This window comes from Streptomyces alkaliterrae (genome assembly GCF_007097205.2).
Classification (GTDB): domain Bacteria; phylum Actinomycetota; class Actinomycetes; order Streptomycetales; family Streptomycetaceae; genus Streptomyces; species Streptomyces alkaliterrae.
This window is the reverse complement of record NZ_VJYK02000163.1, coordinates 1-12,736: the sequence shown is the minus strand read 5'-3', so window position 1 is coordinate 12,736 and position 12,736 is coordinate 1. Positions and strand designations below refer to the sequence as shown.

Genomic DNA, 12,736 nt, shown 5'->3' with positions numbered 1-12,736 from the left:
CGGTGGGGCCGGGGTCCCGGGGTGCTGCCCCGAGCGTAGGTGCGCGGCAGTCGCGGTGCCGGCTGTGCCGCGCCGGGCGGCCCTGCCCGCGTGTCGGGATGCCCCGGCCCCACCGGGGGCGGTACGTGCCCTGTCGGGGTCGGGGGACCGCCGTGCGTCGCGGGCCGTAGGCTGAACGCGTGGCTCAGGACTCGAACCGCTCGGCACTCCGCGCACCGAAGGTCGCGCTGTCCACGGCCTCCGTCTACCCGGAGCCCACGTCGGCGGCCTTCGAGATCGCCGGTCGGTTGGGCTACGACGGCGTGGAGGTCATGGTCTGGACCGACCCGGTGAGCCAGGACGTCGACGCGCTGCGCAGGCTCTCCGACCAGCACGGCGTGCCGATCCTCGCGGTGCACGCGCCCTGCCTGCTGATCACCCAGCGGGTGTGGTCCACCGACCCGTGGACGAAGCTGAAGCGGGCGAGGGCCGCCGCCGAGTCGCTGGGCGCCTCCACGGTTGTCGTGCACCCGCCGTTCCGCTGGCAGCGCGCCTACGCCCGGGAGTTCGAACGCGGCGTCTGGCGCATGGCGCAGGAGACGGACGTGCGGTTCGCGGTGGAGAACATGTACCCCTGGCGGTACCGGGACCGGGAGCTGCTGGCGTACGCGCCCAACTGGGACCCGACCGAGGACGACTACCGCCACTTCACCCTCGACCTCTCGCACACCGCGACCTCCCGCAGCGACACCCTGAAGATGCTCGACACCATGGGCGACCGGCTCGCCCACCTGCACCTGGCAGACGGCACGGACTCGGCGAAGGACGAGCATTTGGTGCCGGGACGCGGCGACCAGCCGTGCGCCGAGGTGCTGGAGCGGCTGGCGGCCTCCGGTTTCGACGGCCACGTCGTCGTCGAGGTCAACACCCGGCGGGCGATGTCCTCCCAGGAGCGGGAGGCGGACCTGGCGGACGCGCTGGCCTTCACCCGGCTGCACCTGTCGACGTCCCGGCTGGCCGACTCGTGACCGCCGCCGGCGAGGAGTCGGGCGGGCGCCGCAGGGGGCGCCCGACGGCCGGCGACAGCGAGTCCGCCGACCGCCGCACCCGCATCCTGCGCTCGGCCCGCGCCGAGTTCGCCGAGCGCGGCTACGACAAGGCGTCCGTGCGGGCCATCGCGCGCGGCGCCGACGTCGACCCGGCGCTGGTCCACCACTACTTCGGCACGAAGGAGCGGGTCTTCGAGGCGGCGCTGGAGACCGCGCTGGCGCCCGTCAGGGGGGGCCTCGGGCGGCTTCCCGAGGTGCCGCCGGAGGAGCTGGGACCGCAGGTCACCCGCTTCGTGCTGGGCGTCTGGGAGGACCCGTCGACCCGCGATCCGCTGCTGGCGATCGTCCGCTCGGCGGTCAGCAACGAGACGGCCGCCGCCATCTTCCGAGGGGTGGTGACCCGGTTGCTGCTGCCGCGGCTGACCGGCGCCCTGGACGGCCCGGACCGGGAGTTGCGCGCGGAGCTGGCCGTCGCGCAGCTCGTCGGCACGGCGATGCTGCGGTACGTCATCCGGGTCGAGCCGCTGGCCTCGGCGGACCCGGAGACCCTGGTCGACCGGCTCGCGCCCGTGGTGCAGCACCATCTGACCGCCCCCGACCGGAAGTGACCACGAGCTGACCGGCCGTCTCACGATCCGACCCGGATGTCCGGATCATGGATCCGAGGCGTACCCTCGGAAGACTCGTCGACGTGGTCGAGGACGGCCCGGCGACGCACACAGAGCCCGTCACAGGGAACCCCGCACAGGGAACCCGTCACAGGGAGTGGAGAACCATGCCCGAGCTGAGGTCCAACACCGTCACCCAAGGCCGCAACATGGCGGGCGCGCGCGCTCTCCTCCGCGCCGCGGGCGTAGCGCGTGAGGACTTCGGCAAGCCGATCATCGCGGTGGCCAACAGCTTCACCGAGTTCGTGCCCGGGCACACCCACCTCCAGCCCGTCGGCCGCATCGTCTCCGAGGCGATCAAGGAGGCCGGCGGCATCCCCCGCGAGTTCAACACGATCGCCGTGGACGACGGCATCGCCATGGGCCACGGCGGCATGCTCTACTCGCTGCCCTCCCGCGACCTGATCGCGGACTCCGTGGAGTACATGACCGAGGCGCACTGCGCCGACGCGCTGATCTGCATCTCCAACTGCGACAAGATCACCCCCGGCATGCTGATGGCCGCGCTGCGGCTGAACATCCCGGTCGTCTTCGTCTCCGGCGGCCCCATGGAGGCAGGCAAGACGACCCTCGTCGACGGCACCGTCCGCTCCAACCTCGACCTCGTGCACGCCATGTCCGAGGCGGTCAGCGACGCCACCTCCGACGAGGACCTGGCCCGCATCGAGGAGGCCGCCTGCCCGACCTGCGGCTCCTGCTCCGGCATGTTCACCGCCAACTCCATGAACTGCCTGGTGGAGGCGCTGGGCCTGGGCCTGCCCGGCAACGGTTCGGTGCTGGCCACCCACACCGCCCGCCGCGAGCTGTACGAGGCCGCCGGCCGTACGATCGTGGAGATCACCAAGCGGTACTACGAGCAGGACGACGAGACCGTCCTGCCGCGCAACATCGCCTCCCGCGCCGCGTTCGAGAACGCCATGGCCCTCGACGTCGCCATGGGCGGCTCCACGAACACCGTCCTGCACCTGCTGGCCGCCGCCCAGGAGGGCGGCCTGGACTTCGGCATGGACGACGTCGACGCCGTCTCCCGCCGCGTGCCGTGCGTCTGCAAGGTCGCGCCCAACGGCTCGTACCACATGGAGGACGTGCACCGCGCCGGCGGCATCCCGGCCATCCTCGGCGAACTCCAGCGCGCCGGGCACCTCCACGAGGACGTGCACTCCGTGCACGCGCCAAGCCTCGCCGACTGGCTCAAGCAGTGGGACCTGCGCGGCGGCTCGCCCTCCCCGGAGGCCGTCGAGATGTTCCACGCCGCCCCCGGCTGCGTCCGCTCCGCCACCGCCTTCTCGCAGAGCGAGCGCTGGGAGTCGCTGGACACCGACGCCGCGAACGGCTGCATCCGCGACGTCGCGCACGCCTACTCCGCCGACGGCGGCCTCGCCGTCCTGCGCGGCAACCTGGCCGTCGACGGCTGCGTGGTGAAGACCGCCGGCGTCGACGAGTCGATCTGGCGGTTCGAGGGTCCGGCCGTGGTCGTGGAGTCCCAGGAGGACGCCGTCGACGCCATCCTGACCAAGCGCGTCAAGGAGGGCGACGTGGTCGTCGTCCGCTACGAGGGCCCCAAGGGCGGCCCCGGCATGCAGGAGATGCTGTACCCGACCGCGTTCCTCAAGGGCCGCGGGCTGGGCGCCAAGTGCGCGCTGATCACCGACGGCCGCTTCTCCGGCGGCACCTCCGGCCTGTCCATCGGCCACGTCTCCCCGGAGGCCGCCGCCGGCGGCACCATCGCGCTCGTCCGGGACGGCGACCTCATCAGCATCGACATCCCGGGCCGCTCGATCGAGCTGAAGGTGTCGGAGGAGGAGCTGGCCGCCCGCCGGGAGGCGCTCGGCGGCCGCTACGCGCCCGTCAACCGCGACCGCAAGGTCTCGCAGGCCCTGCGCGCCTACGCGGCGATGGCGCTCTCCGCCGACAAGGGCGCCGTCCGGGACATCAGCAAGCTCGAGGGCTGACACCGCGACACCGTGCCCGGCGGACGCCGGGCTCCCGGCCGACACGGGCCGCCGCCCCTCGGAGCGCGGCGGCCCGACTCCCTTTCCGGGGAGGGATTCTGACCCCCTGATAGCTCTTCCGGTGGCGCCGGGGACAACAGGGGGAGGCCGGACATGAGCGACGAGCGTGAGTGGCGGCGGCTGCGGAGCAGGGCGAACGACAACCGCTCGATGGCCCGGCTGACCGCGCCGGTCACCGCGGCCCTGTGGCGAGAAGTCGCCGACGGAGAACGTGGAACGGCCCGGGCGGTAAGTCGTACCGCCCGGGCCGACCAGCCGACGGGAGGTCAGAAGCCGGCGCGCTTGAGGTTGTCCAGGTTCTGGTGAACCTCGTCGATGTGTGCCTGATAGCGCTTGTTCATCGACTCGAAAGAGTCGAAGTCGATCTCGTCGTTGCTCAGCTTCTCCTCCAGCCGCTCCTGGAGCTTCGCAAAAAGCTCAAGGCTGTCTTCCAACCTCTTGGTCAGAAGCACGTCCCCCTCGGCCTGCGCCTGACTGATGGAGTGGGTGAGCCGGTAGGCGAAGAGATACTCGACGATCTGCGAGCCCTGCAGGATCCCCTTCCCCTGGAAGGAGTCCGCGGCGGAGGACAGGAAGAGCTGGTAGCCGTATCCGATCTCGTGCGCGCCCACCTCGCTCTGGTAGCCCACATTGGCGGACGACTGGAACTCCAGGAGGATCTCGCTGACCACGTTGAGGACTCTTCCGACGGCAAGCGTCTCGAACCCGATGAGGACGTCCGCGCTGGCGCCCAACACGCTCTTGGTCGTGTCCTTGGCCTCGCTCACCGCCTCCTTGTCGGTCTTGCCTGACGTACCCCCGGCCGACCCGCCGCCGTCGGCGCTGGGCAGCAGCGACTTGGCGATGGTGTTGATGAGCTTGCTGATGCTGTCGAGCGAGAACTCCTTCATCTGCGAGAAATGGTGCTTCTCGTCCTCTTGGAGTACCCGCAGGTCGTTGTAGTGGTTGGTGGCGATGAACTTCTGGACCTCGGCGTCGAGCTTTTCCTGCCGGTCGCTGGAACGCTGGTCCAGCTCCTTCTCCAGTTGGTCGATGTACTTGCGGAACTCCTCGCTGTCCTTCGTCAGTTCACTGATGGAAGGTGAGCTGCCCACTGTTTCTCTCCATGCTCTGGTGAATTTACGTTGCCGGTGGATGCGCTGCCTATCGCATAAGCTCGCGCCACCGTCGTCCTGCCTGATAGCTGTCCGCGTACTTCTGGTAGGTGAGGAAATCGGCGCGCTGGCGACCTCCGGGGACCGCCACCTCACCGAGTTCGGGACGACGCCTCTTGCTTTCGAAGACGTAGGAGAACGACTTCAGGCCGGCCAGCTCCCGTCCGAAGACGCGCAGCCGACCGTCGGCGGCGACGATGTTCTGTTCGCTGCGGGGGGAGGCGAGATAGAACGGCGCCTGCGCGTGTACGCCGGCGAGCAGCCAGGCGTCGTTCACGAGGATCGACCAGTTCCTGGAGTCGAGCACCGCGCCCTGGCCGAGGTTCCTGGTGGTCTCGTCCATCGTCGGGAAGTTCGCCCGCAGCACGTCGTCGATCCCGGCGGCGTCCGGGTCCCTGACGTCGCCCTTGCGGAGGCCGCCGATGACCAGTCCCCAGTTGTTCCCGCGCTGACAGGCCTGCCAGGCCCCGTAGTAGACCCACCACGCGATGTCCACCCACGGGCGCTCGAAGGAATCGCGGACCTGTCCGTCCTCGCCTCGGATCACGTCCATGCCCGCGTCGCGGTAGGTGCTCCGCGCTTCCTCGGCGGCCCCCAGAAATTCCTCACGTTCCCACCTGCTCCTCATCGATCGTCTCCCTGGAACGACGGAGTGTGGTGCCACATCTATCCATTGAATTGCGGGCCGATACCAGTGAAACGCCGGGAACCACACTTTCGAGTCAGCCCTCGTGATACTTGTCGGCAATTGTGAGGCTGGCTGAAAACACGCATCGGAATCGTTTCGAATGATGATCCTGAGTCGAGGGGAACAAGTCATTGAAAGCCGATTGTGGCCGGTTTTGAGTGGTTTGAAGGAGTGAGAACGGGGAGCAGGGCACGAAAAACGCCCCGGTCGGTGCTCGTGGCACCGACCGGGGCGTCGGAAGAGAAACGGTTGGCCCGTGGAGCGGCCTACCTGAAGAAGGCGATGCCGTCGTCCGGCAGGTCGGCGACGTCCTTCGCCCAGCTCTTGGGGTCGACGACCTTCTTGAGGTGCGCCGACATGTACGGCCGCATCGGCACCTCGGGCGTGGACTTCTCGCCCACCCACATCAGGTCGCTGTTCACGTAGCCGTACAGCCGCTTTCCGCCGCTGTACTCGTCGGCCGACGCCAGCCGCGCGACGGCGTCGGTGACCAGGTCGATCTGCGGCTTGCCCTCGGCCAGCTCGCCGTACCAGACCTCGACGACGCCCTGGTCGCGGACCATCACGACCTCCAGCTTGCGTCCCTCGGTGACGTGCCAGTAGCCGGACTCGGTCTCCAGGGGGCGGACCTTCTCACCCTCGCCATCCAGCACCCAGCTGCGGGAGACGTACTCCAGGAAGCGGCGACCGTCGTGGCTGAAGGTGACCTCCTGCCCGAAGTTGCACTTCTCGTCACCGGGGAAGTCGGCGACACCCGCACCTGCCCAGTCGCCCAGCAGGAAGGCCAGGGGTACCAGGTCGGGGTGCAGGTCGGACGGGATCTCGATCATGGCGAATCAGGCGCTCTGTGTCTGTGTGGTGGCGGGTGGGGCGGAACGGACCCGACGCGGCCGCGACGGGCGGGCTCAGCGGCTCAGCGCTGGCCCTGGTACAGCTTCTTGATCGTGAGACCGGCGAAGGCGGCGGTCCCGACCATGACCAGGATCATCAGGGTGATGAAAAAAGCCTCAAGCACGACGGCGCTCCTCGGGCGGTTCGTGTGTGTCACGAAAGGTAGGGGACGACGGGACCGAGTCTAGTCCGCGCGGTCAGGGGCGGCGCTGTGAGGTCCACCGCCCCTGACCCGTACGGGTACCGGCGCCCTGTCGGGCGCCGCCCGGCCGCTACCCCAGGAGCTGCGCCTGGAGGATCACCGTCTGGTGGAACGGGACCGCCGCGGCCTCTCCCTTCCGGGAGTGGACGACAAGGCCGAGGGTGTCCCCGGCGAGGACCGTCGCGTGCCGCACGTGGACCTTGCCGTACGGCTCGTCCTCGTTCATGACGTCCAGTTCGAGGTTCTTCAGCTCAAGCTCGGGAGGCCAGCGACTGTCGTACCGGGAGTAGTGGGCGTTCCTCAGTGTGATGTCCAGATTCTGGAAGCCGATCAGCTCGTCCTTGAAGGCGCTGGCGAAGGCGGCGCTGTTGAACCGCAGCAGGTAGACGCGCGACTCGGTGCCGTCCGGCATGGTCCAGCCCCGGGCGGCGACGTGTCGGACGGCCATGTCGGTGAGCCGCTGGTCGAGCTTCTCCCGATCCTCCTTCTTCGAGAAGAGCGAGGTGAACTCCTTGGTGGCCACCCAGCCGCCGTCAAGGCCGTCCAGTTCCTTCGCCGCCCTCGGCGCGGGCAGCAGCAGCTCGCGCAGGTCCGCGTGGTGCACCTCGCCGGCGTTGCTGGCGGAGAAGGGCAGGGGGACTCGCTCGGGCAGCGCGGGCAGCGACAGCTCCGGGTACTGCCAGCGGCCGTCGTCCTCGGTGCCGAGCCCCGGCAGGTCGCCGCGGTCGGGAACGGTGAGCGCGTAGCCGACACCGCCCCACAGCCCGCCGCAGAGGACCGCAGCCGCCGTCCAGCGGGCGACGGCCCGGAGGAACCGGCGCGGCGGCCGGGGCGCGGGTGCCGCTTCGGAGCCCGTCGGGGGCGTTGCGGGCTCGTCAGGTGCTGCCAGCGTCGTCGGCTCGGTCATACGAACTCTCCTGGAGACCTGAGATGGTTGAGCTGGCGACGCAGCAGATCGGCGCTGGCTTTGAGATCCAGCGGCTTGGGGCCGTTCGCGGTGAGAGTGATCATGAACTCGCCGTCGTGCGCGTCGCACATCATGCCGTCGAGCTCCGACTTCGAGTTCTCCGGAGCCTGGAAGCAGCGCGCTTGGGGATGCCCCTTGATCTTCGGGCCGTCCCGAAGGACACCGAGGGCGTCGAAGAGCGCCCGCCGCAGCCTGACCACCTCGCGGATGGACTTCTGGTCCTCCACCTGGATGATCTGGATGCCAACGACCTGGTCGAAGTCCTCGGAGTCCGCGTAGGTGCGCAGGGCGACGCCCTGGACGCCCATGTCGTCGACGTACTCGCGGTACTCCCGACGCTCCCGGGTGTCCATTCCCTTGGACTCGTCCTTGAGGAGGGCAACCGCCTCTCGCTTCCCGAGCACTGTGTCGTTGCCGAACTCACCCTCGTCAGGGCCCAGAACCCAGCCGTCCGGTGCGGGCAACAACTTCTGCCGGAGGCCTTCCCCTCCCAGGCCGCGAAACAGTTCCGGGGTGGTGTCGGACTTGTACTGGTCCTTCGCGGGCTTCCGCCACACCTCCGTCTTCACCGCTCGGTCGGCGCCGTTGACCACGTATCCGGTGTAGACGGCGCCGCCGGTCACCGAGCCGACGACGAGGGCCGCGGACAGCAGGGTGGTGACGAGCCGTTTGGTCCTGTCGTTCACAGCATGCCCACCTGCCGCTCCGCGATCGTCCGGATGTCCTTCTTGCTCATGGGCCGGGTGTCGTAGGCGAAAATGTCCATCGTTACGTCGCCCCGGTGGGCGATGGCGCGCGTGGCGTACATCGGCGGGTAACCGGGCCTGCGCACGGGCTTGTCGAAGACGTAGTACCGGCCCCACTCGGTGCCCTCGAGAAGCGAGCCGACGTTCTGCGCCATCCCGTCGCGCAGCATGCTGTTCTGCTGCTCCTCCATGTGCCGCTTGGCCCCGAGCTCCTGGGCGTCGCGGAACTGGACCAGGTTGATGATGTACGTGCGGTCGCCCTCGTCCCAGGCCCGGTGCGCCACGCGGCGGAGGCCGGACCATCCGAACGCTCTGAACGTATCCGCCGGCGTACTGAAGCGTTCGGAGTACGTGCCGATGGAGAGCCAGTTGTCCTTGGTGAACTTGTGGTTCTCCCGGGCCCCCTTCGGGACCGGCAGGAGCAGCTTGCGGAGGTCGCCGTCGGTTTTGACGCGGCGGTCCTCGGCGGCGCTGAGGGGTTCGGGGGTCTGGTCGGCCGGGAGGCGCTTCTTCGGGTAGGCGAGGTCCGGCTGGGAGAGCGGCGGCAGCGGGGTGGGCGGGCGTTCCGCCTGGACGGTGTAGCCGGTGGCGACGCCGCCGACGACGCCGAGCAGTGCGGCGGCGGCGATCAGCCGTGCGGTACGTCCGCGCGGGCGGCGCGCGCCCGCGTCGGTGGCGGGCGGAGCCTCGGGTACGGGCGGAGCCTCGGGCGCGGGTGGGGCAGCGGGGGGCTCCGGCGCCGCCGTGGCCGGCTCCTCCGGAGGCTGCGGTGTGGTGGTCATGAACACTCCTGAAACTCTTGTCACTCCCCTGACAAGCACATGGAGTGTCCGGTTGTGCGCGCGGAGATCACGATCGGATCGCAAAACCGATTGCACCTTCGCGGGCACTACGGTGGGGGCATGGCAGACAGTGCGGAGAAGCTGGTGATCAAGGTCACCGCCGGGGCGGACGCGCCCGAGCGGTGTTCGCAGGCGTTCACGGTCGCGGCCGTGGCGGTGGCCAGCGGGGTGGAGGTGTCGCTCTGGCTGACCGGCGAGTCGGCGTGGTTCGCGCTGCCGGGCCGGGCGGAGGAGTTCGAACTGCCGCACGCCGCACCGCTGCCCGACCTGATCGCGGGTATCCAGGCCGGCGGCCGGATCACGCTGTGCACGCAGTGCGCGGCGCGGCGGGACATCGAGGAGAAGGACGTGCTGGAGGGCGTGCGCATCGCGGGCGCCCAGGTGTTCGTCAGCGAGGTCATGGCGCCGGGCACGCGCGCGCTGGTGTACTGACCACGGCTCAGGAACGTGCGTGAGGGCCGCATCCCGTGGCGTCCAACCCTCGGGGATGCGGCCCTCACGCCGATCCGTCCGCCGCCGTCACGCGGCGGCGCCGCCGTCACACGGCGATGGCGACCTCCGTCAGCCCACCGGTCTGGGCGACGACCTTGCGCTCGGCGGTGCCGCCCGGCACCAGCGCGCGGACGGTCCAGGTGCCCTCGGCCGCGTAGAACCGGAACTGGCCGGTCGCGGACGTGGGGACCTCGGCGGTGAACTCGCCGGTGGAGTCCAGCAGTCGGACGTAGCCGGTGATCGGCTCGCCGTCCTTGGTCACCTGGCCCTGGATGGTGGTCTCACCGGGCTTGATGGTGGAGGCGTCGGGGCCGCCGGCCTGTGCTCCGCACATGGGGGTGTTTCCTTTCAACCGTCAGGAGAAGTTCGAGAACCCGCCGGGAGGCGCGGTCAGTTGGAGCCCAGCTCGATCGGCACGCCGACCAGCGAGCCGTACTCGGTCCAGGAACCGTCGTAGTTCTTCACGTTCTCCTGGCCCAGCAGCTCGTGCAGCACGAACCAGGTGTGTGCGGAACGCTCGCCGATGCGGCAGTAGGCGATGGTGTCCTTGGCGAGGTCGACGCCCTCGGCCTCGTACAGCTCCTTGAGCTCCTCGTCGCTCTTGAAGGTGCCGTCGTCGTTGGCCGACTTGGACCAGGGGATGTTGCGCGCGGTCGGCACGTGGCCGGGGCGCTGCGACTGCTCCTGCGGGAGGTGGGCCGGGGCGAGCAGCTTGCCGCTGAACTCGTCGGGGGAGCGCACGTCGACGAGGTTCAGTTCGCCGATGGCCGCCACGACGTCGTCGCGGAAGGCGCGGATGGAGGCGTCCTGCGGCTTGGCCTTGTACTCGGTCGCGGCGCGCTCGGGCACCTCGGCGACCAGGTCGCGGGAGTCCAGCTCCCACTTCTTGCGGCCGCCGTCGAGGAGCTTGACGTCCTGGTGGCCGTAGAGCTTGAAGTACCAGTAGGCGTACGAGGCGAACCAGTTGTTGTTGCCGCCGTAGAGCACGACGGTGTCGTCGTTGGAGATGCCCTTGGCGGAGAGCAGCTTCTCGAAGCCCTCCTGGTCGACGAAGTCGCGGCGGACCGGGTCCTGGAGGTCCTGCTTCCAGTCGATGCGGACGGCGTTCCTGATGTGGTTCTTCTCGTAGGCCGAGGTGTCCTCGTCCACCTCGACGATGACAACCTTGGGGTCGTCGATGCGGGCCTCGACCCAGTCGGCGTCCACCAGGACGTCACTGCGGCTCATGGAATTCTCCTCCGGAGCGGGATGGCGGTGGGTGGTTGTGCGTGGCGCCGGGTCGTCGCGCGGGCGGGCGGCGACCCGGCACGCACAGCGCTGTGCGGCGCGGGAAAACGTTGGTCGGTGTCGGGGGCGGGCGCACCGCGGGCTCGGGCACGCGGAGCGGTCCGGCGGCCGTGCTCCCCGCCGACGGCCGGAGCCGTCAGCCGGCGGGGCGACAGAGCATGGCGGCGATACGGCACAGATCAACTGCCCGTCGCTTGGTGAGGTCCGCCTGTCGCTTCATGTCGTCGATCGTAGGGACGGGCGCGGCGTGTGTCACCGACGTTCCGCATGCCGAGACGAAACGGTCTGCCATGTGGGATGTGATCGTCTTCCCGAGCCGTTCCGGGTCGCCGCGGAAGGGGCGGTGGGACGGGCCGGCGGGGGGCGGATCTCGGATCGTGGACGCCGCTGATACACCGTGTCAGGCGGCCCAAGCGGGCTTGTGACCTGCTGAGTCCCGGGCGGAAGCCGGTCAGCGCACCGGTGCCGACAGTACCGTCCCGTCGTCGAAGGTGGCGTAGAACGCCCCGCCCGAGACCAGCGCGGTGCCCGGCTGCGCCGGCCGTCCCACGGAGCCGCCGCCTTCGATCGGCCAGCCGGCGAAGGTCCCGGCGGACGCCTCCAGAGTGCCGTCGGCGAGCGTGAAGACGCGCACCCCGCGCGCGCCGAGTGTCACCACCCGGTCCGCGACCACCGCCACCGGGTCGTCGGCGTCCGCAGTGAACGCCCAGCCGCCGCGTGTGCCCCGGATGTCGTGGGCCTGCACGCGCGCACCCTGCGACTGGCGGGAGCTGGTGAGGATCAGCCCGTCCCGGCTGACCGCGGCGATGCCGCCCGGCGTGTCGTCGTCCAGCTTCTTCAGCGTCCGCGCGTCCCGCACTCCGTCGCAGGAGACGTAGAGGGCGCCGCGGCTCGGGAGTGTGCAGTTCCCGGGGTTCCGGGCGAGGGTCCGGCCGGTCTTCGGGGCCAGGGTCAGTGTCTCCTCGAGCCCGGTGATCCAGACCCGGTCGCCCACGATGTCCAGCGACTGCGGGAACGCGTTGCGGATCACGCGTTCCCACAGCTGCTCGCGGTCGTCGGCGGAGAACGCGCGGAACAGCATGTTGCCCGCCGCCCCCACGCCGCCGTCCCCGGCGTAGGCGACGAAGACGCGTCCCTTGTGCACCCGCACCGCCGTCGGTTCGTACCCGGACCGGCCCGGCAGCCGGGCGACCGGCTTCCCGTCGCCGAGGTCCAGCACGTCGAAGCCGGCCTGGTCGCTGGACGCCACGTACGCGTGCCGGCCGTGCAGGTCGAAGCCGCGCAGGCCGACGCCGCGTTCGCCGTCGCCGAGCCCGCCCTCCTCGGGATAGCGCCACAGGGGGGTGCCGTCGGCGGCGTTCTTCGCCTCCAGCCAGGTCGCCCTCCTGCGCTCGTCGTACAGGCTGCACAGGAGCACTCCGCCGCCCAGCCCGCACTCGACCGCCGCGCCGCCCTGTTCGAAGGAGGCCGACCACGGCTGCCAGCCCTCCGGCCGCAGGGTGCGGTCCAGCGCCTTGGGCCCGAAGTCGCTCATCTCGCTGAACACCGGCGGGGCGGTGGGCGCCGCGGCGCCGGGTTCGGGGCTCGCCGCCGGCCCGGAACGGCCGCCCTGCGGACGGCCGGTGTCGTCACTCCGGTTCTGCAGGGTCAGCAGCACGGCGGCGAGCGTGCCCGCCAGGAGCCCCACGCCCGTCGCGACCGCCCAGCGCCGCCACCTCCTCCGTGGGCCGGTCGCGGCCGGGGGCGCGTCGTCGGGTTT

The 12,736-nt window shown here is 70.2% G+C and carries 12 protein-coding genes and 1 pseudogene; 4 read left to right on the top strand and 9 right to left on the bottom strand.

The window, feature by feature from the left end; all coding sequences use genetic code 11:
- The first annotated feature begins 179 nt into the window (after window positions 1-179).
- The 3 genes from FNX44_RS16150 to ilvD all read left to right on the top strand — a co-directional run bounded on the left by FNX44_RS16150 (window position 180) and on the right by ilvD (window position 3,648).
- Window positions 180-1,007 (top strand): sugar phosphate isomerase/epimerase family protein, encoded by an 828-nt coding sequence (locus tag FNX44_RS16150; protein ID WP_143648959.1) that lies wholly within the window; start codon window positions 180-182, stop codon window positions 1,005-1,007.
- A complete protein-coding gene (locus FNX44_RS16145; protein WP_143648958.1) occupies window positions 1,004-1,636 on the top strand; it encodes a TetR/AcrR family transcriptional regulator in 633 nt (210 codons plus the stop codon). The genes FNX44_RS16150 and FNX44_RS16145 overlap by 4 nt, the downstream gene beginning before the upstream one ends.
- Before the next feature lie 167 nt (window positions 1,637-1,803).
- Window positions 1,804-3,648, top strand: coding sequence for a dihydroxy-acid dehydratase (gene ilvD, locus FNX44_RS16140; protein WP_143648957.1), 1,845 nt, complete (start codon window positions 1,804-1,806; stop codon window positions 3,646-3,648).
- Window positions 3,649-3,974: 326 nt separating this feature from the next.
- Here ilvD and FNX44_RS16135 read toward each other — a convergent pair whose 3' ends face one another.
- The 6 genes from FNX44_RS16135 to FNX44_RS16110 form a co-directional block, all read right to left on the bottom strand.
- Window positions 3,975-4,802 carry a hypothetical protein gene (locus tag FNX44_RS16135; protein ID WP_143648956.1) on the bottom strand — a complete coding sequence of 276 codons (828 nt, stop codon included), beginning with the start codon at window positions 4,800-4,802 and terminating at the stop codon, window positions 3,975-3,977.
- 49 nt (window positions 4,803-4,851) lie between these two features.
- The gene (locus FNX44_RS16130) at window positions 4,852-5,490 is read right to left on the bottom strand and encodes a hypothetical protein (RefSeq protein ID WP_143648955.1); all 639 of its coding nucleotides are present in this window, start codon (window positions 5,488-5,490) and stop codon (window positions 4,852-4,854) included.
- Between the two features lie 326 nt (window positions 5,491-5,816).
- Window positions 5,817-6,380 (bottom strand): heme-binding beta-barrel domain-containing protein, encoded by a 564-nt coding sequence (locus FNX44_RS16125; RefSeq protein ID WP_143648954.1) that lies wholly within the window; start codon window positions 6,378-6,380, stop codon window positions 5,817-5,819.
- A gap of 333 nt (window positions 6,381-6,713) precedes the next feature.
- On the bottom strand, window positions 6,714-7,550 hold the full coding sequence (locus tag FNX44_RS16120) for a hypothetical protein (RefSeq protein ID WP_143648953.1): 837 nt from the start codon (window positions 7,548-7,550) through the stop codon (window positions 6,714-6,716).
- The gene (locus FNX44_RS16115) at window positions 7,547-8,296 is read right to left on the bottom strand and encodes a hypothetical protein (protein WP_143648952.1); all 750 of its coding nucleotides are present in this window, start codon (window positions 8,294-8,296) and stop codon (window positions 7,547-7,549) included. The genes FNX44_RS16120 and FNX44_RS16115 overlap by 4 nt, the downstream gene beginning before the upstream one ends.
- Window positions 8,293-9,138: a hypothetical protein gene (locus tag FNX44_RS16110; protein ID WP_228449934.1), complete on the bottom strand. Its 846-nt coding sequence runs from the start codon at window positions 9,136-9,138 to the stop codon at window positions 8,293-8,295. The genes FNX44_RS16115 and FNX44_RS16110 overlap by 4 nt, the downstream gene beginning before the upstream one ends.
- Before the next feature lie 120 nt (window positions 9,139-9,258).
- Between FNX44_RS16110 and FNX44_RS16105 the strand changes: the two genes are divergently transcribed.
- Window positions 9,259-9,630 carry a DsrE family protein gene (locus tag FNX44_RS16105; RefSeq protein WP_143648951.1) on the top strand — a complete coding sequence of 124 codons (372 nt, stop codon included), beginning with the start codon at window positions 9,259-9,261 and terminating at the stop codon, window positions 9,628-9,630.
- A 106-nt stretch (window positions 9,631-9,736) separates the two neighbouring features.
- Here FNX44_RS16105 and FNX44_RS16100 read toward each other — a convergent pair whose 3' ends face one another.
- From FNX44_RS16100 to FNX44_RS16085, 3 genes and pseudogenes are all read right to left on the bottom strand, one after another.
- Entirely contained in the window at window positions 9,737-10,024 is a 288-nt protein-coding gene (locus tag FNX44_RS16100) for a DUF1416 domain-containing protein (protein WP_143648950.1), read from the bottom strand.
- Window positions 10,025-10,080: 56 nt separating this feature from the next.
- A complete protein-coding gene (locus FNX44_RS16095; protein ID WP_143648949.1) occupies window positions 10,081-10,917 on the bottom strand; it encodes a sulfurtransferase in 837 nt (278 codons plus the stop codon).
- A 511-nt stretch (window positions 10,918-11,428) separates the two neighbouring features.
- Window positions 11,429-12,736: pseudogene (locus FNX44_RS16085) on the bottom strand (hypothetical protein); the annotation flags it as partial.

Excerpts from the sequence above, each read along its gene's own strand:
- ilvD (WP_143648957.1), top strand. The coding sequence starts at position 1,804 with ATGCCCGAGCTGAGGTCCAACACCGTCACCCAAGGCCGCAACATGGCG.
- FNX44_RS16130 (WP_143648955.1), bottom strand. The coding sequence starts at position 5,490 with ATGAGGAGCAGGTGGGAACGTGAGGAATTTCTGGGGGCCGCCGAGGAA.
- FNX44_RS16125 (WP_143648954.1), bottom strand. The coding sequence starts at position 6,380 with ATGATCGAGATCCCGTCCGACCTGCACCCCGACCTGGTACCCCTGGCC.
- FNX44_RS16120 (WP_143648953.1), bottom strand. The coding sequence starts at position 7,550 with ATGACCGAGCCGACGACGCTGGCAGCACCTGACGAGCCCGCAACGCCC.
- FNX44_RS16110 (WP_228449934.1), bottom strand. The coding sequence starts at position 9,138 with ATGACCACCACACCGCAGCCTCCGGAGGAGCCGGCCACGGCGGCGCCG.
- FNX44_RS16105 (WP_143648951.1), top strand. The coding sequence starts at position 9,259 with ATGGCAGACAGTGCGGAGAAGCTGGTGATCAAGGTCACCGCCGGGGCG.
- FNX44_RS16100 (WP_143648950.1), bottom strand. The coding sequence starts at position 10,024 with ATGTGCGGAGCACAGGCCGGCGGCCCCGACGCCTCCACCATCAAGCCC.
- FNX44_RS16095 (WP_143648949.1), bottom strand. The coding sequence starts at position 10,917 with ATGAGCCGCAGTGACGTCCTGGTGGACGCCGACTGGGTCGAGGCCCGC.